This is a genomic window from Streptomyces sp. NPDC127092, from assembly GCF_042722475.1.
Lineage (GTDB): Bacteria > Actinomycetota > Actinomycetes > Streptomycetales > Streptomycetaceae > Streptomyces.
Map to the genome: position 1 here is coordinate 94,572 of NZ_JBHXFE010000022.1, position 19,842 is coordinate 114,413.

Annotated in this window: 21 protein-coding genes and 1 riboswitch; of the genes, 12 read left to right on the forward strand and 9 right to left on the reverse strand. The window is 70.6% G+C overall.

Annotated elements, in window-relative coordinates:
* Nucleotides 1-54 precede the first annotated feature (54 nt).
* Nucleotides 55-1,845 carry a phosphomethylpyrimidine synthase ThiC gene (thiC, locus tag ACFWJO_RS19830; protein WP_386866792.1) on the reverse strand — a complete coding sequence of 597 codons (1,791 nt, stop codon included), beginning with the start codon at nt 1,843-1,845 and terminating at the stop codon, nt 55-57.
* Nucleotides 1,840-1,986, reverse strand: a riboswitch (TPP riboswitch). Its footprint overlaps the gene before it by 6 nt.
* 72 nt (nt 1,987-2,058) lie before the next feature.
* On the opposite strand from thiC, the gene ACFWJO_RS19835 reads away from it, so the two are divergent.
* Nucleotides 2,059-3,402 (forward strand): YibE/F family protein, encoded by a 1,344-nt coding sequence (locus tag ACFWJO_RS19835; RefSeq protein ID WP_386866794.1) that lies wholly within the window; start codon nt 2,059-2,061, stop codon nt 3,400-3,402.
* A 23-nt stretch (nt 3,403-3,425) separates the two neighbouring features.
* Here ACFWJO_RS19835 and ACFWJO_RS19840 read toward each other — a convergent pair whose 3' ends face one another.
* The 4 genes from ACFWJO_RS19840 to ACFWJO_RS19855 form a co-directional block, all read right to left on the reverse strand.
* Complete coding sequence (locus ACFWJO_RS19840; RefSeq protein WP_384407693.1) at nt 3,426-3,860, reverse strand: SsgA family sporulation/cell division regulator; 435 nt, start codon at nt 3,858-3,860, stop codon at nt 3,426-3,428.
* Nucleotides 3,861-3,997: 137 nt separating this feature from the next.
* Entirely contained in the window at nt 3,998-4,768 is a 771-nt protein-coding gene (locus ACFWJO_RS19845; RefSeq protein ID WP_386866796.1) for an IclR family transcriptional regulator, read from the reverse strand.
* Between the two features lie 275 nt (nt 4,769-5,043).
* Nucleotides 5,044-5,265 carry a DUF5326 family protein gene (locus tag ACFWJO_RS19850; protein WP_386866798.1) on the reverse strand — a complete coding sequence of 74 codons (222 nt, stop codon included), beginning with the start codon at nt 5,263-5,265 and terminating at the stop codon, nt 5,044-5,046.
* Nucleotides 5,266-5,418: 153 nt separating this feature from the next.
* Nucleotides 5,419-5,736, reverse strand: coding sequence for a cupin domain-containing protein (locus tag ACFWJO_RS19855; protein WP_384407623.1), 318 nt, complete (start codon nt 5,734-5,736; stop codon nt 5,419-5,421).
* Between the two features lie 49 nt (nt 5,737-5,785).
* Between ACFWJO_RS19855 and ACFWJO_RS19860 the strand changes: the two genes are divergently transcribed.
* The 5 genes from ACFWJO_RS19860 to ACFWJO_RS19880 all read left to right on the forward strand — a co-directional run bounded on the left by ACFWJO_RS19860 (nt 5,786) and on the right by ACFWJO_RS19880 (nt 9,616).
* Nucleotides 5,786-6,163: a phage holin family protein gene (locus ACFWJO_RS19860; protein ID WP_386866800.1), complete on the forward strand. Its 378-nt coding sequence runs from the start codon at nt 5,786-5,788 to the stop codon at nt 6,161-6,163.
* A 9-nt stretch (nt 6,164-6,172) separates the two neighbouring features.
* Entirely contained in the window at nt 6,173-6,688 is a 516-nt protein-coding gene (locus ACFWJO_RS19865; RefSeq protein ID WP_386866802.1) for a low molecular weight protein-tyrosine-phosphatase, read from the forward strand.
* Entirely contained in the window at nt 6,685-7,911 is a 1,227-nt protein-coding gene (locus tag ACFWJO_RS19870; protein WP_386866804.1) for a cystathionine gamma-lyase, read from the forward strand. Before ACFWJO_RS19865 ends, ACFWJO_RS19870 begins: the two co-directional genes overlap by 4 nt.
* Before the next feature lie 262 nt (nt 7,912-8,173).
* A complete protein-coding gene (locus ACFWJO_RS19875) occupies nt 8,174-9,067 on the forward strand; it encodes a LysR family transcriptional regulator (RefSeq protein WP_386866805.1) in 894 nt (297 codons plus the stop codon).
* Nucleotides 9,068-9,136: 69 nt separating this feature from the next.
* The gene (locus ACFWJO_RS19880; protein WP_386866807.1) at nt 9,137-9,616 is read left to right on the forward strand and encodes an NUDIX domain-containing protein; all 480 of its coding nucleotides are present in this window, start codon (nt 9,137-9,139) and stop codon (nt 9,614-9,616) included.
* 9 nt (nt 9,617-9,625) lie between these two features.
* Here ACFWJO_RS19880 and ACFWJO_RS19885 read toward each other — a convergent pair whose 3' ends face one another.
* Together ACFWJO_RS19885 and ACFWJO_RS19890 are read right to left on the reverse strand one after the other, a co-directional pair.
* Nucleotides 9,626-10,777 carry a globin domain-containing protein gene (locus ACFWJO_RS19885; RefSeq protein WP_386866809.1) on the reverse strand — a complete coding sequence of 384 codons (1,152 nt, stop codon included), beginning with the start codon at nt 10,775-10,777 and terminating at the stop codon, nt 9,626-9,628.
* Nucleotides 10,778-10,928: 151 nt separating this feature from the next.
* Nucleotides 10,929-11,582 carry an HAD family hydrolase gene (locus ACFWJO_RS19890; protein ID WP_386866811.1) on the reverse strand — a complete coding sequence of 218 codons (654 nt, stop codon included), beginning with the start codon at nt 11,580-11,582 and terminating at the stop codon, nt 10,929-10,931.
* A 77-nt stretch (nt 11,583-11,659) separates the two neighbouring features.
* On the opposite strand from ACFWJO_RS19890, the gene ACFWJO_RS19895 reads away from it, so the two are divergent.
* The 4 genes from ACFWJO_RS19895 to ACFWJO_RS19910 all read left to right on the forward strand — a co-directional run bounded on the left by ACFWJO_RS19895 (nt 11,660) and on the right by ACFWJO_RS19910 (nt 14,168).
* Nucleotides 11,660-12,193 (forward strand): DUF2269 domain-containing protein, encoded by a 534-nt coding sequence (locus tag ACFWJO_RS19895; RefSeq protein ID WP_386866813.1) that lies wholly within the window; start codon nt 11,660-11,662, stop codon nt 12,191-12,193.
* 42 nt (nt 12,194-12,235) lie between these two features.
* The gene (locus ACFWJO_RS19900; RefSeq protein ID WP_386866815.1) at nt 12,236-13,114 is read left to right on the forward strand and encodes a GNAT family N-acetyltransferase; all 879 of its coding nucleotides are present in this window, start codon (nt 12,236-12,238) and stop codon (nt 13,112-13,114) included.
* A 113-nt stretch (nt 13,115-13,227) separates the two neighbouring features.
* On the forward strand, nt 13,228-13,686 hold the full coding sequence (locus ACFWJO_RS19905; RefSeq protein WP_386866817.1) for a MarR family winged helix-turn-helix transcriptional regulator: 459 nt from the start codon (nt 13,228-13,230) through the stop codon (nt 13,684-13,686).
* A gap of 29 nt (nt 13,687-13,715) precedes the next feature.
* Nucleotides 13,716-14,168, forward strand: coding sequence for a GNAT family N-acetyltransferase (locus tag ACFWJO_RS19910; protein ID WP_386866819.1), 453 nt, complete (start codon nt 13,716-13,718; stop codon nt 14,166-14,168).
* 155 nt (nt 14,169-14,323) lie between these two features.
* Here ACFWJO_RS19910 and ACFWJO_RS19915 read toward each other — a convergent pair whose 3' ends face one another.
* The gene (locus ACFWJO_RS19915; RefSeq protein ID WP_386866821.1) at nt 14,324-15,706 is read right to left on the reverse strand and encodes a serine hydrolase domain-containing protein; all 1,383 of its coding nucleotides are present in this window, start codon (nt 15,704-15,706) and stop codon (nt 14,324-14,326) included.
* A 176-nt stretch (nt 15,707-15,882) separates the two neighbouring features.
* Between ACFWJO_RS19915 and ACFWJO_RS19920 the strand changes: the two genes are divergently transcribed.
* The gene (locus ACFWJO_RS19920; protein ID WP_386866823.1) at nt 15,883-16,449 is read left to right on the forward strand and encodes a dihydrofolate reductase family protein; all 567 of its coding nucleotides are present in this window, start codon (nt 15,883-15,885) and stop codon (nt 16,447-16,449) included.
* A 39-nt stretch (nt 16,450-16,488) separates the two neighbouring features.
* On the opposite strand, the gene dnaB is transcribed toward ACFWJO_RS19920, so the two are convergent.
* Nucleotides 16,489-17,967: a replicative DNA helicase gene (dnaB, locus tag ACFWJO_RS19925; protein WP_386866825.1), complete on the reverse strand. Its 1,479-nt coding sequence runs from the start codon at nt 17,965-17,967 to the stop codon at nt 16,489-16,491.
* Between the two features lie 426 nt (nt 17,968-18,393).
* On the opposite strand from dnaB, the gene ACFWJO_RS19930 reads away from it, so the two are divergent.
* Nucleotides 18,394-19,731 carry an MATE family efflux transporter gene (locus ACFWJO_RS19930; RefSeq protein WP_386866827.1) on the forward strand — a complete coding sequence of 446 codons (1,338 nt, stop codon included), beginning with the start codon at nt 18,394-18,396 and terminating at the stop codon, nt 19,729-19,731.
* Nucleotides 19,732-19,842 lie beyond the last annotated feature (111 nt).

Sequence of the window (19,842 nt, forward strand, 5' to 3'; positions counted from 1 at the left end):
CGGCCCGCGACTCCCCCGAGTCTCGCGGGCCGGCACGTACGGGACGGGTCCCGGCTACTCCGCCATCGGCAGGTAGACCCGGTTCCCGGCGGCGGCGAACTCGGCCGACTTCGCGGCCATGCCCGCCTCGATCTCGTCCGCCTTCAGGTCACCGCCGTGCTCCCGGCGGATGTCCTGGGAGATCTTCATCGAGCAGAACTTCGGGCCGCACATCGAGCAGAAGTGCGCCGTCTTCGCAGGCTCCGCCGGAAGCGTCTCGTCGTGGAACTCACGAGCCGTGTCCGGGTCCATGGCCAGGTTGAACTGGTCCTCCCAGCGGAACTCGAAGCGCGCGTCGGACAGCGCGTCGTCCCACTCCTGCGCACCCGGGTGACCCTTGGCCAGGTCCGCCGCGTGCGCCGCGATCTTGTAGGTGATGACGCCGGTCTTCACGTCGTCCTTGTTCGGCAGGCCCAGGTGCTCCTTGGGCGTGACGTAGCAGAGCATCGCCGTGCCCCACCAGGCGATCATCGCCGCGCCGATGCCCGAGGTGATGTGGTCGTACGCGGGAGCGACGTCCGTGGTCAGCGGGCCGAGCGTGTAGAACGGCGCCTCCTCGCAGATCTCCTGCTGGAGGTCGATGTTCTCCTTGATCTTGTGCATCGGGACGTGGCCCGGGCCCTCGATCATCGTCTGCACGTTGTGGCGCTTGGCGATCGTGTTGAGCTCGCCCAGGGTCTTCAGCTCGGCGAACTGCGCCGCGTCGTTGGCGTCCGCGATCGAACCGGGCCGCAGGCCGTCGCCGAGCGAGTACGTGACGTCGTACGCCGCGAGGATCTCGCAGAGCTCCTCGAAGTTCGTGTAGAGGAAGTTCTCCTTGTGGTGCGCGAGGCACCAGGCGGCCATGATCGAGCCGCCGCGCGAGACGATGCCGGTCTTGCGGCGGGCGGTCAGCGGCACGTACGGCAGCAGCACGCCGGCGTGCACCGTCATGTAGTCGACGCCCTGCTCGGCCTGCTCGATGACCGTGTCCTTGTAGATCTCCCAGGTCAGCTCCTCGGCCTTGCCGTCGACCTTCTCCAGGGCCTGGTAGAGCGGCACGGTGCCGATCGGCACGGGGGAGTTGCGCAGCACCCACTCGCGGGTGGTGTGGATGTTGCGGCCGGTGGAGAGGTCCATGACCGTGTCGGCGCCCCACTTGGTCGCCCACGTCATCTTCTCCACCTCCTCCTCGATGGAGGAGGTGACCGCCGAGTTGCCGATGTTGGCGTTGACCTTCACCAGGAACCGCTTGCCGATGATCATCGGCTCGATCTCCGGGTGGTTGACGTTCGCCGGCAGGACCGCGCGGCCCGCCGCGATCTCCTCCCGTACGACCTCGGGGGAGACGTTCTCGCGGATCGCGACGTACTCCATCTCCGGGGTGATCTCGCCCCGGCGGGCGTACGCGAGCTGCGTCACCGCCTGGCCGTCGCGGCCCCGGCGGGGCAGCCGCGGGCGGCCGGGGAAGACGGCGTCGAGGTTCCTCAGCCCGCCGCCGCGCGGCGAGGTGTGCTTGATGCCGTCGTCCTCGGGCCGGACCGGACGGCCCGGGTACTCCTCCGTGTCACCGCGCGCGATGATCCAGTTCTCGCGCAGCGGCGGCAGGCCGCGCCGCACGTCGGTGTCGATGGTCGGGTCGGTGTACGGACCGGACGTGTCGTACAGCGTCACGTCCTTGCCGTTGGTGAGGTGCACCTGGCGGACGGGCACCCGGATGTCGGGGCGGGAACCCTCGACGTAGCCCTTGTGCCAGCCCGGCGTGCGCTCCTCCGGGCCGCTCTGGTCCTGGTCGGAGGCAGGCGTGCGTGCATCCTGAATGGTCATGAGACCGAATCTCCCTACGCCGGCATTACCCGGTAACAGGTTCGGCGGTCGGCGCAGCCTCCTCCCGTACGTACATCGGTACGCGCGTACGGTGATCAGCGCCCTCTCAGCCCGGTGCTCCGAGCTCCCGCGTGTGCAAAGGTGTCACAACGCTAGCGTCATCCCTGGCGTGCTGAACAGTGGGGGCCTCCACGTTCTTGCGATGATCGGTCGGTGACGTCAACGCAGCAGCCCCACGAACCCCACGGCGACGGGCACGGCCACGGGCACAGCCATGCGCACGGCCACGGCCCCGCCGCACCCGTCTCCCGGCACCTGCGGAAGGTCATCGCCGCGGTGCTCATCCCCTTCGCCACCGCCGTCGTCGTCGGCCTCGTGGTGCTGTGGCCGGGCGGCGCTCCCGGGCACGAGCGCACGGGCGTCGGCTTCGACCGGCAGACCGAGCAGGGCAAGGTCGTCTCCGTCGAGCGGGTCGACTGCAAGGACGTGAACGCCGCCCAGGTCCCACCGACCGGCGACACCACCACCCCGCAGGGGCGCGAGGCGGTCAACGCCCAGCAGGGGCAGTGCGAGAAGGCGACCGTCGAGGTCACCACCGGTCAGGACAAGGGCCGTCGGTTCACCGAGATCGTGCAGCCGGACGCGCCGCGGCAACTCCACGAGGGGCAGGGCGTGGTGGTGGCGTACGCCCCCGACGCGCCGCGCGACCTGCAGTACTCCGTCACCGACGTAAACCGGAAGCTGCCGATCATCGTGCTCGCCGGCATCTTCGCGCTCGCCGTCGTGGTCGTCGGCCGGATGCGCGGCGTGATGGCGCTGATCGCGCTGGCGGCGAGCTTCGTGGTGCTGACCCTGTTCATCCTGCCGGCGATCATCCAGGGATCGAATCCGCTCCTGGTCGCCATCGTCGGATCGAGCGCGATCATGCTGATCGCGCTCTACCTGTGCCACGGCCTGTCGGCCCGCACCTCGGTCGCGGTGCTGGGCACGCTGGTCTCGCTGCTGCTGATCGGTCTGCTCGGCTCGCTCTTCATCGACTGGGCCTCGCTCAGCGGCAACACGGACGACAACACGGGCCTCATCCACGGCCTGTACCCGGACATCGACATGTCCGGTCTGCTGCTCGCCGGAATCATCATCGGCTCGCTGGGCGTGCTCGACGACGTGACGGTGACGCAGACCTCGGCGGTCTGGGAACTCCACCAGGCCGACCCCACGATGGGCCCCCGACGGCTCTACCGGTCGGCGATCCGGATCGGTCGCGACCACATCGCCTCGGTGGTGAACACGCTGGTCCTGGCCTACGCGGGCGCGTCACTGCCGCTGTTGCTGCTGTTCTCGATCGCGCAGAGCAGCGTCGGGACGGTCGCCAACAGCGAGCTGGTGGCCGAGGAGATCGTCCGGACGCTGGTCGGCTCGATCGGTCTGGTCGCCTCGGTGCCGATCACCACCGGCCTTGCGGCACTGGTGGTTTCGGCGGACCGGCCCGGCCCGGGAGCCGGCGGACAGCGCCCGGCGCGGGCCGGTGGCGGCGGACGGCGGCGCCGGGCCAAGTAGGCCCGGCGGTCATCCCTCGTGGGTCAACCCGCGTTCTCCTCCGCCAGGATGCGGCCGAGGGCCGCCTCCAGGCTGTCCTCGAAGTCGCCCCACGTCTCCTCCTGACCGAGCGGGACCAGCTTGTCCGTACGGTCGAGGAAGGCGACGAGCGGCGGTGCGCTCGCGCGGAACAGGGCGCGGTCGCCGCCGACCTGAAGACGGATCATCACGTCGGAGAGCCCCTCGGGGTCGGTCGGCGCGATGTGCACGTCGCCGTCCCCGCTGGGACGGTTGATCCCGTCGAGCAGCAGCTCGCGCCCGAAGGCCCAGGTCACGGGCGCGTCTCCGGGGAGGTGGAACGTCATCCGCACCGCATAGGGGTCGCGGGTCTCGTATCGCAGTTCCACCGGGATCCGGAAGGAGAGCTCCTCGGAGACGAGGAAGCTCATCAGGACCTCGGCCTGAACCGTCTCTCGCATCATGTACCCCGCAGTAGATGGAGCAGTTGTGTAAACACGCTGCTGAAAGCTGTGGTCGAAACGGCCAGGAATGATCCCCCATGGCCCTCTTGACGCCATCGTGCTGTACGCGCTAGCAGATCACAAGGAGTGATTTTTCAGATACTGATAGAGAACGCGAGCGAACTGAAGAGCCGTCCGATCTCATTCTGTAGCCGACCGATAGCGGGTAGCAATCGTTCTTCCTGGTGAAGAGGGAGGGAAATCGCCATCGCGGCCGCCGTGGACCCCGCGGTGATGGGAATGGCCGCGCAGACCGTGCCGAGCGCATATTCCTGACGCTCCACCAGGGGTTCCATTCGCCCCATACTGCCCAAACGGTTCAAAAGGGACCGGCGGTTACGCACCGTATACGGGGTGATGGATTCCACCGGGTGGCGGTCGAGGTGGTCTTGACGAGCCTTCAGATCCAGTTGACTCAGCAGGCACTGCCCGATGGCGTGCGCGTGACCGGTCTCCCGGAAGTCGGCCCACTCCTCGACGGCGGGGGCCGCGGGGGTGTCGGCGACGGCGACGAGCTCGATCTCGCCCTCGCGGTAGATGGCGAAGTAGACGGGGACTCCGATGGCGTCCCGCCAGTGGGCGAGAGAGTCTTCGATCTTGGTGCGACGATTCTGCAGAACTCCGCCGCCGACCAGCCTGCCGGCGGCGTCACCGAAGACGAACACGCCCTTCTCTCGGCGCAGATAGCCCTCGTGCGTCAGGGTGCGGAGCAGGTGGTACGCGGTGGGAAGCGGAAGTCCCGCCTCGCGCGCGAGCTGCTTGGCGGGAGCACCGTCCTCGTGGGAGCCCACGGCCTCCAGGAGTCTCAGCGCCCGCTGCACGGAACCGATCAGAGTAGGAGCAGCGGGCTGCGAAGCAGTGGCCAAAGGTCACCCCCAGGCGTGTCGACGAGTGCGTCGCACCCGCCCGCGGGGGCCGCCCCCGCGCGCCCGCCGCGGCCTGGGACCGGCGGGTCCGGTGGCGGACCCGTCCGGGGCAGACACGATCACGCGTCGTTGCGGAGGTCTACGCCTGTGGTTCCCGGGGCGGCAGAGATTTCCACTCTAATGGCAGGTCCCGGGGCCACACCGGGTTTCGACCTGCGCGTTCCCTCGGCCGGGCTAATCGCCCGAGGGCACCTCATACCGTCGGGTAACTTGTGCTACCAGTCCTCGCGCCGGGAGGTCGACGAGGACGTGAACTTCCTGACGACGTAGATCAGACCGGCCACCAGCGCCACGAACACCAGCAGCTTGAACAGCAGGCCGACCACGAAGGTCAGGACGCTGGTGATCAGACCGCCGAAGACGACCAGAGCGATGACCGGTATGGCGATCCACTTCACCCACCACGGCATCCCCGCGAGAATCTCCTTCACCGCCATTGCGCTTACCTCATCTCCGAACGGCTCGCCGTCGCGCTCTGCGCCGGACACCTTCGATGCTAGGGGCGCACCCGGGGCCCGCGGGGCCCTCCGGGCCCCTGCTCTTCCCTGATCCGACCCCTAAGGGGTCAGGGCTCGGAACCCTTGGCGGGGTCAGGCCTCCGGCGGCGAGAAGACCACCATGACCCGCAGGTCCTCGGTGATGCGGTGGAACTTGTGCGGGACGCCGGCCGGCACGTACACCACACTGCCCCGCGCCACCTGCGTCGTCTCCGTCCCGACCGTGATGTCGGCCCGGCCGCTCACCACGAAGTACACCTCGTCCTGCCCGTGCGGCTGCTGCGGGTCGAGCTGCCCCGCGTCGAGTGCGTACAGACCCACCGACATGTTGCGCTCGCGCAGGAACTGGAGGTAGGCGCCGTCGTTCGCGGCGCGCTCCGCCTCCAGCTCGTCCAGTCGGAATGCCTTCATCGTTGTACGCCCCTGCCTTGGCCGGATCATGTCTGCCACGATCAGACACATGAAGAATTTCGTCGTCAAGACGCTCGCGAACGCGGGTGCTCTCGCCGTGGCCATCTGGCTGCTGCAGGACATCACGCTGACCGGTGACAGCACCGCCAGGAAGGCCTGGACCCTGATCCTGGTCGCCCTGGTTTTCGGCCTGGTGAACTGGCTGGTGAAGCCAGTCGTCAAGCTCCTCACGTTTCCGCTCTTCATCCTGACCCTCGGTCTGATCACCCTGGTCGTCAACGCGCTCATGCTGCTGCTGACGTCCTGGCTGGCCGACCAGCTCGACCTCAGCTTCCACGTCGAAGGCTTCTGGACCGCCGTGCTCGGCGGCCTGATCATCTCCGTCGTCTCGTGGGCGCTGAACGTCGTCCTGCCCGACAACGACTGAGGACCGGCCATGACCTACCGCGTCTGTTTCGTCTGCACGGGCAACATCTGCCGCTCCCCGATGGCCGAACACGTCTTCCGCGCCCGTGTGACGGAGGCCGGCCTGGCGGGCGTGGTGGAGGTGGACAGCGCCGGTACCGGAGGCTGGCACGAGGGGGACGGCGCCGACCCGCGCACGGTCGCCGTCCTCGACGACAACGGCTACGAGTCCGGGCACACCGCCCGGCAGTTCCGCGCCTCCTGGTTCCCCGCGCTCGACCTGGTGATCGCCCTCGACCAGGGCCACGCCCGGGAGCTACGGCGGCTCGCCCCCACGCCCGAGGACGCCGCCAAGATCCGGCTGCTGCGCTCCTACGACCCCGCGGCGGGCCCCGACCTCGACGTCCCGGACCCCTATTACGGTGGCCGTGACCACTTCGAGGAGTGCCTGGAGATGGTGGAGACGGCGAGCGAGGGCCTGCTCGCGGCGATACGCGACGCGGTCGCCGTCGCGGTCACGGACCCGGTGGAGGAGCGGACGGCATGAGCGGGACGAACGGCGGGACCGGGGCGGACGGCGTGCCCGGGAGGAACGGCGTGAGCGGGGCGGACGGCGTGAGCGGTCAGCCCGGCGCCGGCGCCCTCGGCGAGGGCACGCGGGCGGTACGGGCCGGGCTGCCCGAGCCCGTGAAGTACGAGCCGACCCTGCCGGGACCGGTCTTCGCGGCCCACTTCCACCTGCCCGGGGAGCCGACCGGTCCGTACACCTACGGCCGCGACGAGAACCCGACCTGGACCCACCTGGAACGGGCCATCGGCGCGCTGGAGGCACCGGGGGAGAGCGGCGTGGAGACGCTCGTCTTCGCCTCCGGCATGGCCGCCATCTCCGCCGTCCTCCTCTCCCAGCTCAGGTCCGGCGACGCCGTCGTCCTCCCCTCCGACGGCTACCAGGCCCTGCCCCTGCTGCACGAGCAGCTGCGGGCGTACGGAATCGAGGTCCGCACCGCGCCGACCGGCGGCGACGCCCAGCTGTCCGTCCTGGCGGGGGCGAAGCTGCTGTGGCTGGAGACCCCGTCCAATCCCGGGCTCGACGTGTGCGACGTGCGCCGCATGGTGGCCGCGGCCCACGAGGCCGGGGCACTCGTCGCCGTCGACAACACCCTGGCCACTCCGCTCGGCCAGCGGCCGCTGGAGCTGGGCGCCGACTTCTCCGTGGCCAGCGACACCAAGGGCATGACCGGGCACGGCGACATCCTGCTCGGGCACGTCAGCTGCCGCGATCCCGAACGGGCCGCCGAGGTGCGGCGCTGGCGCAAGATCGTCGGTGCCATCCCCGGCCCCATGGAGGCCTGGCTCGCCCATCGGTCCCTGGCCACCCTCCAGTTGCGGCTCGACCGCCAGTGCGCCACCGCGCTCGCCCTCGCCGAGGCGCTCACCGACCGCGGCGACGTGACCGGGCTGCGCTACCCGGGCCTTCCCGGCGACCCTTCGCACGAGGTCGCCGCGCGGCAGATGCGGTGCTTCGGCTCCGTGGTCTCCTTCGTGCTGTCGGACCGGGAGCGGGCCGACCGGTTCCTGGACGCGCTGCACCTGGTCGACGACGCGACCAGCTTCGGCGGCGTGCGCTCCACGGCCGAGCGGCGCGGACGCTGGGGCGGGGACGCGGTGCCCGAGGGCTTCGTCCGTTTCTCGGTGGGCGCGGAGGACCCGGAGGATCTGATCGCGGACGTGCTGCAGGCGCTCGACCAGGCCGCCAAGGACGCCGGCTAGGGCCTGCCCGACGGATCAGGGCCGGATAGCCGCGACGGCAGGGGCGCTCCGAACCTCCCCCCTCATGGCTCGGAGCGCCCCCGTCCCCCTGCGGTTTTCCTCGGCGGACAACCGCCTGAACAAGGCTAGTTGACTCTGCGTCAGTGTCCAATCACGGTAGCGACAGCGGCCTATCGACTTATTTATAGTTGGACGGTCCTGAGGCGCCGTCCGCGGACCGCCTGAGTCGAACGGCCCGCCCGACGGGCCGGGAGGGGCGGACATGGATCTGACGCTGCTGCGCACGTTCGTCACGGTGCACCGGGCCGGCTCCTTCACCCGTGCCGCCGCGCTCCTCGGTCTCTCCCAGCCGGCGGTCACCAGCCAGATCCGCACCCTGGAACGCCAACTCGGCCGTCCGCTCTTCCTCAGACAGGCCCGTGGGGTCACTCCCACCACCATCGGCGACGAGCTCGCCCATCGCGCCGCCCCGCACCTGGACGCCCTCGTCGAGATCGCCGGGTCCGGTCCGGACGAGCGGGACGGCCTGCGCACCCTGCACGTCGCGGGGCCGCCCGAGTTCACCTCGGCCCGGCTGCTGCCCGCGCTGACCCCGCTGATCGCCCAGGGCCTTTCCGTCCGCACGTCCCTCCTGGGCAACGCGGAGGAGACCCTCGACGGGCTCGCCGCCGGCCACCACGACCTGGCCGTCGCCTCCGCCCGGCCGCGCGGCGGCCTCTTCACCGCCACCCCGCTGTGCGACGAGGAGCACGTCCTGGTCGCGGCCCCGCGCTGGGCCGCGCGGCTCTCGCCGGACGTGCTCCGCGAGGGCGCCGTCGTCCTGGAGCAGCTTCCGGTGGTCGAGGTGCACGAGTCGCTGCCCTTCGTCGCCCGCTACTGGGCGGCCGTCTTCGAGTCCAAGCCGGCCGCCACCGCGACCGTGATCGCCCCCGACCTGCGGGCGGTGAAGGAGTCCGCCGCCTCCGGCGCCGGCCTCGCCGTGCTGCCGCGCTACCTGTGCGAGGAGGACCTGGAGCGCGGACGGCTCGTGGCCCTGCTCGATCCTCCGGTGCCGCCGCTGCGCACGTACTTCCTCGTCGTCCGCACGGGCACGCTCGCCCTGCCGCACATCGCACGCGCCCACGAGTGGCTGCTGCGCGCCGCGGGGGAATGGTGAGTCCCGGGACACCGCGTGCATGAGGACAGCGAGTGTTTCAGGACAGCGGGGGCGGGCCATTTTCTTCCCATGACCGAACGACCAGTGGTCAAGCGCACCGCACGCGCCATCCTGCTCGACGGGGACGACCTGATCCTCATCAAGCGCACCAAGCCGGGCATGGACCCGTACTGGGTGACTCCGGGCGGCGGTGTCGAGCCCTCCGACTCGACCGTCGTCGAGGCCCTGCACCGGGAGGTCGACGAGGAGCTCGGCGCCAAGATCACCGATGTGGTCCCCTGCTTCGTCGACACCGTCGAGCACATCGTGGACGGCGGCGTCTCCGGGGTGAAGGTCCAGCACTTCTTCGTCTGCCGTCTGGAGTCCATGGACCCCGCGCGGCGGCACGGTCCGGAGGTCGACGAGCCGGTGGGCGAGTACGAGATCGTCCGGGTTCCCTTCAACCGGGTCGGCATCGCCGCCGTCCACCTCGTCCCGCTCTCGCTGCGCCACTACCTGGACGGCAACATCGAGGGCGTCCGCGCCATGCACGCCCCCGACCTCGGCTAGGGACGGGCTCTACGAGGCCTGGGGGACCAGCTCGCCGAGGTAGTCGTGGCGGATCCGGTCGGTGGGGATGCCGGCGCCCTTCAGGGCGTCGACGCCACTGCGGATCATGCCGAGCGGCCCCGACAGATAGGCGTCGTACTCGGCCCAGGGGCCGTACTGGCGCACGGCGTCCGGCAGCCGTCCCTCCTTCTCGGTGACCGGGCGGACGGCGAGCCACGGGAAGGTCTGCTGGAGCCGCATCATCGTGTCGATGTCGTAGAGGTCATGACCGCTGCGGGCGCCGTAGAACACCTCGACCGGCCGCCGGTCCCCGTGCTCGGCGACGTCCTCGACCAGCGCCTTGATCGGCGCGATCCCGGTTCCGCCGCCGAGGCAGAGCAGCCCGTTGTCGGTGGAGTGGTCGACGGTCATCGACCCGGCGGGCGGGCCGAGCCGCAGCACGTCCCCCGGGCGGGCCCGGTGGACCAGCGCGTTGGACACCCAGCCCGCGGGCACCGCCTTGACGTGCAGGGAGAGCAGCCCGTCGGGCCTGGGGGCCGAGGCGAAGGAGTAGTGACGCCATATCCGCGGCCACCACGGCGTCTCGAGCGTCGTGTACTGCCCGGCGAGGAACGGGTACGGCTGGTCGGGGCGGAGCGTGATCACGGCGACGTCGGGCGTCCGCAGGTCGTGGCTGACGACCTCGGCCTGCCACCAGGCGGGCGCGTGCTGCTCGTTCTCGGCCGCGGCGTCGATCATCATCTGCGAGACCGTCGTGTACGTACGGACCCAGGCCGCTTCCGTGTCCGTGTCCCACACGCTGCCCGCGTACCGCTCCAGGGCCCCGATCAGTGCCTCGCCGACGGCCGGGTAGTGCTCGGCCCGGGTGCCGTACTTCCGGTGCCCGCGCCCCAGGTTGCGGAGGTAGTCGGTGAGGACGGGCGTGTTGTCCAGGTGCTCGGCCGCTGTGAGCAGTGCCTTCAGGAGCCGGTCCCGCTGGGTGTCCATGGCGGCGGGGAACATCGCGCGCAGGTCCGGATGGCGCGTGAAGAGCAGGGCGTAGAAGTACGAGGTCACCCGGTCGGCGACGGGGGCGATCTCCACCAGGGTGCGGCGGATCAGGATCGCGTCGGTCGAGGGCGCGTCCGTCGTGGCCGCCGGCTCGGAAACGGGTTCGTCCATCGGTATTCGGGGCGGCGCATCCGTGGCCGCAGCCGGAGCATCCGTCATGTCGTTGCCTCCCCGCAGTCGGCCTCCGTGTTCGCAGGATGACAGTCCGTGGAGGATCCTGGGCGGAAAGTGGGATTCCCGGTGATTCGCCCCGCCCGGGCGGCTAGGCTGCGCTCTTTCGGACCAGTGCGTACGCCTCGCGCAGATCGCCGCCCGCGTAGTGGTGCCGAGCGAGGTCCACGAGGTGGTGGTCCGCGTTCACCGCCACGGTCTCGGGGACGATCGCGAAGAGTGCGGCATCCGACATCGAGTCGCCGTACGCCACGCAGTCGGCTGCCTCGACACCGAAACGGGCGCAGAGCTCGCCCGCGATCCGCACCTTCGCCGAGGCGTCGAGGATGTCCGGGCGATGGATCGGCCGGGTGAAGGGGACGGCGGGCCAGCGGGAGCCGTGAGCGGCGTCCAGGCCCCACTCCAGGAGCCGCTCGACGAAGAAGTCGGGCGACAGGGAGATCACCGCGCAGAGGCCGCCTTCGGCGCGGATCTCGGCCCAGACCTCCTGGATCCCCGCCAGCCAGGGCGCTCCCTCGAAGGCCGCGGTCACGTGCTCCGGGGTGAGTTCCGCCCAGAGTGCGTGTGCCCGCACGGCGAACTCGTCCGGTGTGAGTCCCCGGAGCAGGAAGTCCTGCTCCAGCTTCTCGATCTCCTTGCTCAGCCCGAGCTGGCGGGAGATCTCCACTGCGGCCGCCGAACCGCGGATCAGCGTGCCGTCGAGATCGAAGAGATGCAGCCGCCGCCGGCCGCGAAGGGTCGTCATGTACGCCCAGGCTAGTACGCCCGGTTACTCCCCCGGTCAGACGCGGCAGAACGCTGCCGTTCGGCACGGTGTTTCACGTGAAACATCTCCGGCGGCCCGTGCGGCGGGCCCTCCTCGTCGTTCATGTGGCGGTCTCGGTGGCCTGGCTCGGCCTCAGCGTGGGGCTGCTGGCCCTGGGCCTCACCGCGTACACGACCCAGGACCTCTCCCTCACGCAGGCGGCCTACCGGGCCATGAAGGTGTTCGCCGACTGGCTGCTGGCCCCCGTCGCCCTGGTGACCCTGGGCAGCGGCCTCGTGCTCTCCCTGGGGACACCCTGGGGGCTCGCCCGGCATCGCTGGGTCTGGATCAAGTTCTGGATCACCGTGGCCACCGCCACCGCGACGATCTTCGCGCTCCGTCCGGAGATCTCCCACGCGGCGGCCGCGGGGGTTCCGGACAGCAGCCTCGTCGCGGCCCCCGTGGTCTCCACGGCGGCCTATCTCTTCATGACCGCGATCTCCGTGCTCAAGCCCTGGGGGCTGACGGCACGCGGCCGCCGCCTGCGGGGACCGGTCACGCGCCGTACTCCCCGGCCCTCCGGGGCTCGGCGCGAAGGCCAGTTCTCGTAAACCGGTGGACGCACCCTCGGGGCGTCGGACAGCCTGATCGTCATGCCCCTCTCGCACTCCCCGCTCGACCGGACCCCGCTCGACCGGCTCCCGATCCGACGCCTGACCTCCGACGACCTGCTGGCGTGCGCCGACCTCTCCGAGGACCGCGGATGGGCTCGGGAGGAGCACAAGTGGGGGCTGCTCCTCGCGGCCGGTGTCGGGTACGGCATCGACGACCCGGCCGGCAAGGGGCTGGCCGCGGCCTGCGTGGTCACCTCGTACGGACCCGGCCTCGCCGCGATCGGCATGGTCCTGGTCGCCGAGCGCCACGCCCGCCGCGGGGTCGGACGCCGGCTGATGCGTCACGTCCTCACGGAGGCCGGCGACACCCCGCTCAGCCTGTACGCCACGCCGAACGGGCAGCCGCTCTACGAGGAGCTGGGCTTCGCGGAGGTCGGCCGCTCGGAGATGCTGAAGGGACGGTTCACCGCGACCGAGCCCGCACCCGGGCGTGCGGTCCGGCCGGCCACCGCCGAGGACCTCCAGCACGTCCTGCGCCTCGACCACGAGATCTTCGGTGCCGACCGCACCCACATGATCACCCGGCTTCCCGCCTTCGCCGACCAGCTGCGGGTGGCGGAGCAGGACGGGGAGATCACCGGCTTCGGCGCGATCTGGCCCAACATGGACACCCATGTCGTCGGCCCGCTGATCGCCCGCGACCTGGCCACGGCACAGGCGCTGGTCACCTCCCTGGCGGCCGCCACCGACCGCCCGCTGCGCACGGACGTCGACGCCGGCCACACCGGCCTCGTGACCTGGCTGAAGGCGAACGGACTTGAGCGGATCGCCACCACGTCCATCATGATCCGCTCGCTTCCCGATCTGCCGGGCGACGGGAGCCGCCGCTTCGCTCCGCTGACGGTCGCCGCGGGATGACGCGGGGGCTGCCCTCCGCGCATTACTTGCATACGCCGACTTTTGCGCCGCATCCTCTACCCTGGTAGGGAGCCGCTCCGGACCAGGCCAGACCGTGAAAGCGAGGAGAGATCATGACCGCGACGGATCCCGCCCTGACGGCCCTCTCCCAGGGCTGGTGCGCCCTCTCCCTGCTGCACGGCAGGATCGAGTCGCACATCGAGCGGGCCCTGGAGTCCCGGCACGGTCTGAGTGTCCGCGAGTACTCGCTCCTCGACGTCCTCAGCCGCCAGCACGACGGGCCCGGCGGCCATCTCCAGATGAAGCAGGTCGCCGATGCCGTCGTGCTCAGCCAGAGCGCGACCACCCGGCTCGTCACCCGGCTCGAGGACCGCGGGCTGCTCACCCGCTACCTCTGCGCGACCGACCGGCGCGGCATCTACACCGATGTCACCGAGGCCGGCCAGAAGCTCCTCGACGAAGCCCGTCCCACCAACGACGCCGCGCTGCGCGAGGCACTGGACGAGGCCGCCACGAACCCGGAGCTGGCCCCGTTCGTGCGCGTCCTCGAAGGGCTCGGCGTTCCGGCCTGAGCCCGGAGGGCGGCGCGTAGCCTGCCTCCATGAGCGATCTTGAGATCCGGCCCGCCCGGCGTGCGGACCTGCCCGCCATCGTCGCGATGCTCGCCGACGACCCGCTCGGCGCCCAGCGGGAGTCCCCCGACGACCTCGCCCCCTACAACGCCGCCTTCGACCGGCTGGAAGGCGACCCCCACCAGCACGTGGTCGTCGCCGTGCGCGCGGACAGGATCGTCGGCACGCTTCAGCTGACGGTCATTCCCGGGCTCTCCCGCCGGGGGACCACCCGCTCGATCATCGAAGGCGTCCGCATCCACGCGGACGAGCGCGGCAGCGGCCTCGGCAGCCGGCTCATCGAGTGGGCCGTCGAGGAGTCCCGCGAGCAGGGCTGCCGCCTGGTGCAGCTGACCTCCGACGTCACACGCACCGACGCCCACCGGTTCTACGAGCGGCTGGGCTTCGAGGCCTCGCACGTGGGATTCAAGCTGAGCCTGTGAAGCGGGCGCGTTGCACGGTGCGCTGTTTCTCGGTGCGCTGTTCGGTGCGCTGTTTCAGGTGCGCTGTTTCACGTGAAACAGCGCACCGAGAGGCTGCCGGGTAGGCGCCGGGTACGCGGTGACCGCGTACCCGGACGGGCGCGCCGCAACGGCGGTCAGAGACCGCGCCAGCCCGCCTCGTCCACACCGCCGGGGACGGCGTCGCCCGGCTCGTACGGCTCGCGGGTGAAGACGAAGGAACCCAGGTCGAGATGGCTCACGGAGCCGTCCGGGCGCCGCACCACCCGCAGGGTCTCGCCCTGGTAGTAGCCGTCGAGACCGATCCAGCCGCCGTCCGGAAGCGCCCGGAAGCTCGCCCGACGCCCGACACCCTTCAACGGCTCCAGGGTCACGGCGCGCCCGGCGCCGACCCGCAGGCCGAAGGCGTACGTGCCCCAGTACCAGGGCCCGGTGAGGGCGAGCAGCTCCTCGTCCACCTCGGCCGCAGGAAGGGGCCTCCAGGGCTCCGGGATGCGCGGCTCGGCCTCCGCCACGATCCGGACGAGATCGGTCGCCACCGCGGCCGCGAGGGGACCGGAGGTGGCGTTCGCGAGCGCCACCGCGGCCAGGCCCTCGTCCGGGTCCACCCACAGGCCGGCGACGAACCCGGGCAGCGAGCCGGTGTGACCCACGAACGTCCGGTCGCCGCTGCGCATCAGCTGGACGCCGAGGCCGTACCCCCACACCCCGTCACCGGCCGCCGGCGGCACCGCGGGCACCCTCATCTCGGCCACGGACGTCCGGCAGAGCACCCGGTCGTCCCCCTCGGCCAGGAACGCGGCGAACCGGCAGAGGTCCTCGACCGTCGACCAGAGCACCCCGGCGGGCGCCATGATCCCCAGGTCCTCCAGCGGTTCGGGCAGCATCACATCGGCCCACGGATGCACCGCCCAGCCGCCGGCGTGCGGGGCGGCCGGCTGGACCGTCGTCCGGCCGAGCCCCAGCGGCTCCAGGATCTCGGTCCTCAGCGCCTCCTCCCAGGACACTCCGCGAAGCGTCTCGACGAGCGAACCCAGCAGCGTATAGCCGGGGTTGGAGTAGTGGAACAGCCGACCGGCCGGGTGCAGCACGGGCTGCTCCCCCAGCACGTCGGCCAGCCCCGGCCTCGTCGACCCGGGCGTCCGCTCCCACCACGGTGACGGCGTCTCGGCGGCGAGTCCGGCGCTGTGCGAGAGGAGTTGAGCGATCGTCACCTCGCCCACTCCGGTGCCCTGCAGATGCTTCTCCAGCGGGTCGTCGAGTCCGATGAGCCCCTCGTCCCGCAGCCGCATCACGAGGACCGCGGTGAAGACCTTGGTGATCGATCCGATGCGGAACTGCGTGTCGGCGTCCGGGGCGTGCCCGTCCACACAACTGCGCGAGCCGGACCAGACCGTCCGTCCTCCCCGCATCACGCCCGCGACGAACGAGGGCGAGCGCCCCTCGGTCTGTGCGACGGCGATCCGATGCAGCAAGGCGCGCTCGGTACTGGGCAGAAGGTCTTCGAAGGAGGAGGTCATGCGCTCATCCTCGCCGCCCGCGCCGTCGAACGCCTCACCCTTTCCCTCAGGGGCCGTGGGTCGCCGGTCGTGACATGCCGATCTCGCGCGGCCTGACGGCGGTCCGGATCGCGCACCGATGGGTTTTCCTCGCCATGCTGGTGTGTACGCCGGGCACCACGGACGGAAGGCTGGTCATGCGGAAACTGATCTACGGGATGAACCTGACCCTGGACGGCTACATCGCCGCGCCCGGTGACGACATCAGCTGGGGCGGACCGCCGAGCCCGGAGCTGTTCCAGTGGTGGCTCGACCACGAGCAGGCGAGTGACCTGTCGCTGTACGGGCGCAAGCTGTGGGAGACGATGAGCTCCTACTGGCCGACCGGCGACGAGCAGCCCGACGCCACCCCGGCGGAGATCGCGTTCGCCCGGAACTGGCGGGACACGCCGAAGGTGGTGTTCTCCTCGACGATCGGCGAGGTCGGCTGGAACGCCCGCCTGTTCACCGGCGACGCGATCGCCGAGATCACCCGGCTCAAGGCCGAGGCCGGCGGCCCGATGACCATCGGCGGCGCGACGCTCGCCGGGGCGGCCATGCGCGCCGGGCTGATCGACGAGTACGTGATCGCCGCCCATCCGGTCCTGGTGGGCGGCGGGACGCCGTTCTTCACCGCGCTGGACAGCTGGGTGAACCTGAACCTGGTGGAGACGCGGACCTTTCCCGGCGGCGTGGTCACGACCAGGTACGAGACGAGGCGCTGAGCAGCCTCCCGCAGGACTGGGGGCCTGCAGGGCCGCCCCTCACGTCTGCGCCATGTCCACGAAGCGGGAGTAGTGGCCCTGGAAGGCCACCGTGATGGTCGCCGTCGGACCGTTACGGTGCTTGCCGACGATGATGTCGGCCTCGCCCGCGCGGGGCGACTCCTTCTCGTAGGCGTCCTCGCGGTGGAGCAGGATGACCATGTCCGCGTCCTGCTCGATCGAGCCGGACTCTCGGAGGTCGGAGACCATCGGCTTCTTGTCCGTGCGCTGTTCCGGGCCACGGTTCAGCTGGGACAGCGCGATGACCGGGAGCTCCAGCTCCTTGGCGAGCAGCTTGAGGTTTCGCGACATGTCGGAGACCTCCTGCTGACGGCTCTCGGCGCGCTTGGAGCCGCCGGACTGCATCAGCTGGAGGTAGTCGATGATGACGAGCTTGAGACCGCTGCGCTGCTTCAGACGGCGGCACTTGGCGCGGATCTCCATCATCGACAGGTTCGGCGAGTCGTCGATGTAGAGCGGGGCCTGCGAGACGTCCGGCATGCGCCGGGCGAGCCGGGTCCAGTCCTCGTCGGTCATGGTGCCGGAACGCATGTGGTGCAGCGCGACCCGGGCCTCGGCCGAGAGCAGACGCATCGCGATCTCGTTGCGCCCCATCTCGAGGGAGAAGATGACGCTGGGCAGGTTGTGCTTGATGGACGCGGCCCTCGCGAAGTCCAGCGCGAGCGTGGACTTACCCATGGCCGGACGCGCGGCGATGATGATCATCTGACCGGGGTGCAGGCCGTTGGTGAGCGCGTCGAGGTCGGTGAAGCCGGTGGGAACACCGGTCATCTCGCCGCTGCGCGAGCCGATCGCCTCGATCTCGTCGAGCGCGCCCTCCATGATGTCGCCGAGCGGCAGGTAGTCCTCGGTCGTGCGCTGCTCGGTGACCTGGTAGATCTCGGCCTGGGCGCGGTTGACGATCTCGTCGACGTCGCCGTCCGCCGCGTATCCCATCTGTGTGATCTTGGTGCCGGCCTCCACGAGGCGGCGCAGCACGGCCCGCTCGTGGACGATCTCCGCGTAGTACGCGGCGTTGGCGGCGGTCGGCACCGACTGCACGAGGGTGTGCAGGTAGGAGGCGCCGCCGACCCGGGTGATCTCGCCGCGCTTGGTGAGCTCGGCACCGACCGTGATGGGGTCGGCGGGCTCGCCCTTCGCGTACAGGTCGAGGATCGCCGCGTAGACCGTCTCGTGGGCCGGCTTGTAGAAGTCGTGGCCCTTGATGATCTCGACGACGTCGGCGATGGCGTCCTTGGAGAGCAGCATGCCGCCGAGGACGGACTGCTCGGCGTCCAGGTCCTGCGGAGGAACCCGCTCGAAGCCGGAGATGCCGCTGTCCCAGCCGCCCTCACTGCCGCGCTCGTGCTGGTCCTCCCGGGAGCGCCCGCGGCCCCGGCCGTCCCGGGTACGCGTCGGGAGCCGGTCGCCGGGTCCGCTGTCGGCCCAGGGATCGTCCATGGGCTCGGGCATGCTCACCCAAGCCACCTCCTCCCGTCCGCTCCGCGGACATCGCCGTGCCCCTCTTTTCTTACGCCACGGCTCCGACAAACAAGGGGCTTCGACTCCGCTTCTGGCGCGTCGGGCGCCGGACCACGGTAGGCCCGCGGGCACCGTCAGCCAATCTGGTTATCCACAGGGCCTGTGGGTGAAAGCCCAGATGCTGTGGAGAACTCCCCGGAACCTGTGCACGGACCGGGGGACAGCCATGTGGACAAACTCATAGCGAGTTCCGGAGAACCCCTCTGACCTGGTGTTTTTCCGTCCACTGGCTGTGGGGGAGAAAAACTTCGCCGCCCAGGCCAAGATCAGAACAAACGGCGCACACCCGAAGGCTCCCGCGACGGAAGAGTAAGGGTCAGTACAGCCTTGCATCTCTTACCTGTGGAAGATTAGATTGGGCACATGCATCAGGCTCCCGCGATCCCCAAGGCCGTTCGGCGGCAACACGACCGCGAGATCGTCTCGCTCGCCGTCCCGGCCTTCGGCGCACTCGTCGCCGAGCCCCTCTTCCTCATGGTCGACAGCGCCATCGTCGGCCATCTCGGCACACCCCAGCTCGCGGGTCTCGCCATCGCCTCCGCCCTGCTGTCCACAGCGGTCAGCGTCTTCGTCTTCCTCGCCTACGCCACCACCGCGGCCGTCGCCCGCCGTGTGGGCGCGGGTGACCTCAAGGCCGCCATCCGCCAGGGCATCGACGGCATCTGGCTCGCCCTGCTGCTCGGCGCCGCCGTAGTAGCCCTCACCCTGCCCGCGGCGCCCTGGCTCGTCAGCCTCTTCGGCGCCTCCGACACGGCCGCACCCTACGCCGTCACCTATCTGCGGATCTCCATCCTCGGCATCCCCGCCATGCTCGTCGTCCTGGCCGCCACCGGAGTGCTCCGCGGTCTCCAGGACACCCGCACCCCGCTCTACGTCGCCATCGCCGGCTTCACGGCCAACGGCGCCCTGAACGTGGGCCTGGTCTACGGCGCCGGGCTCGGCATCGCCGGATCCGCCTGGGGCACGGTCATCGCCCAGTTCGGCATGGCCGCCGCCTATCTCGTCGTGGTCGTCCGCGGTGCCCGGCGGCATGGCGCCTCCCTCCGCCCCGACGCCGCGGGCATCCGGGCCAGCGCCCAGGCCGGCGCCCCGCTCCTGGTCCGCACGCTCTCGCTGCGGGCCGTCCTGATGATCGCCACCGCCGTGGCCGCCCGCCTCGGGGACGCCGACGTCGCCGCCCACCAGATCATCCTGTCCCTGTGGAGCCTGATGGCCTTCGCCCTCGACGCCATCGCCATCGCCGGCCAGGCCATCATCGGCCGCTACCTCGGGGCCGACGACGCGGACGGCGCCCGCCAGGTCTGCCGCCGCATGGTGCAGTGGGGCGTGGTCTCCGGAGTGGCGCTCGGGGTGCTGCTCGTCCTCACCCGACCGCTGTTCATCCCGCTCTTCACCGGCGATCAGGCGGTGCAGGACGCCCTGCTTCCCGCCCTCCTGGTCGTGGCGCTCTCCCAGCCCGTCTCCGGCGTGGTCTTCGTTCTCGACGGTGTGCTGATGGGCGCGGGTGACGGCCCCTATCTCGCCTGGGCCATGCTGCTGACGCTGGCCGTCTTCGCGCCCGTGGCCCTGCTCGTCCCGGCGGCCGGAGGCGGTCTGACCGCGTTGTGGGGGGCGATGACCCTGATGATGACCGTCCGCATGGCGACGCTGTGGTTCCGGGCGCGCTCCGGCCGCTGGATCGTCACCGGCGCCACTCGCTGAATGTTTCACGTGAAACGGCGGAAGGGGAGGAACCCCAAGGGGGGGGGCCCTCCCTCCTTCTTCGCGCTAACCGCCAAAGGAAAAGGTGCACAGCGAAAAACCCCACACCAA

Excerpts from the sequence above, each read along its gene's own strand:
- ACFWJO_RS19870 (WP_386866804.1), top strand. The coding sequence starts at position 6,685 with ATGAGCGGGACGAACGGCGGGACCGGGGCGGACGGCGTGCCCGGGAGG.
- ACFWJO_RS19875 (WP_386866805.1), top strand. The coding sequence starts at position 8,174 with ATGGATCTGACGCTGCTGCGCACGTTCGTCACGGTGCACCGGGCCGGC.
- ACFWJO_RS19930 (WP_386866827.1), top strand. The coding sequence starts at position 18,394 with ATGCATCAGGCTCCCGCGATCCCCAAGGCCGTTCGGCGGCAACACGAC.
- ACFWJO_RS19900 (WP_386866815.1), top strand. The coding sequence starts at position 12,236 with ATGCCCCTCTCGCACTCCCCGCTCGACCGGACCCCGCTCGACCGGCTC.
- ACFWJO_RS19860 (WP_386866800.1), top strand. The coding sequence starts at position 5,786 with ATGAAGAATTTCGTCGTCAAGACGCTCGCGAACGCGGGTGCTCTCGCC.
- ACFWJO_RS19910 (WP_386866819.1), top strand. The coding sequence starts at position 13,716 with ATGAGCGATCTTGAGATCCGGCCCGCCCGGCGTGCGGACCTGCCCGCC.
- ACFWJO_RS19905 (WP_386866817.1), top strand. The coding sequence starts at position 13,228 with ATGACCGCGACGGATCCCGCCCTGACGGCCCTCTCCCAGGGCTGGTGC.
- ACFWJO_RS19850 (WP_386866798.1), bottom strand. The coding sequence starts at position 5,265 with ATGGCGGTGAAGGAGATTCTCGCGGGGATGCCGTGGTGGGTGAAGTGG.
- ACFWJO_RS19920 (WP_386866823.1), top strand. The coding sequence starts at position 15,883 with ATGCGGAAACTGATCTACGGGATGAACCTGACCCTGGACGGCTACATC.
- thiC (WP_386866792.1), bottom strand. The coding sequence starts at position 1,845 with ATGACCATTCAGGATGCACGCACGCCTGCCTCCGACCAGGACCAGAGC.
- ACFWJO_RS19890 (WP_386866811.1), bottom strand. The coding sequence starts at position 11,582 with ATGACGACCCTTCGCGGCCGGCGGCGGCTGCATCTCTTCGATCTCGAC.
- ACFWJO_RS19840 (WP_384407693.1), bottom strand. The coding sequence starts at position 3,860 with ATGCGAGAGACGGTTCAGGCCGAGGTCCTGATGAGCTTCCTCGTCTCC.
- ACFWJO_RS19915 (WP_386866821.1), bottom strand. The coding sequence starts at position 15,706 with ATGACCTCCTCCTTCGAAGACCTTCTGCCCAGTACCGAGCGCGCCTTG.
- ACFWJO_RS19855 (WP_384407623.1), bottom strand. The coding sequence starts at position 5,736 with ATGAAGGCATTCCGACTGGACGAGCTGGAGGCGGAGCGCGCCGCGAAC.
- ACFWJO_RS19885 (WP_386866809.1), bottom strand. The coding sequence starts at position 10,777 with ATGGACGAACCCGTTTCCGAGCCGGCGGCCACGACGGACGCGCCCTCG.
- ACFWJO_RS19880 (WP_386866807.1), top strand. The coding sequence starts at position 9,137 with ATGACCGAACGACCAGTGGTCAAGCGCACCGCACGCGCCATCCTGCTC.
- ACFWJO_RS19865 (WP_386866802.1), top strand. The coding sequence starts at position 6,173 with ATGACCTACCGCGTCTGTTTCGTCTGCACGGGCAACATCTGCCGCTCC.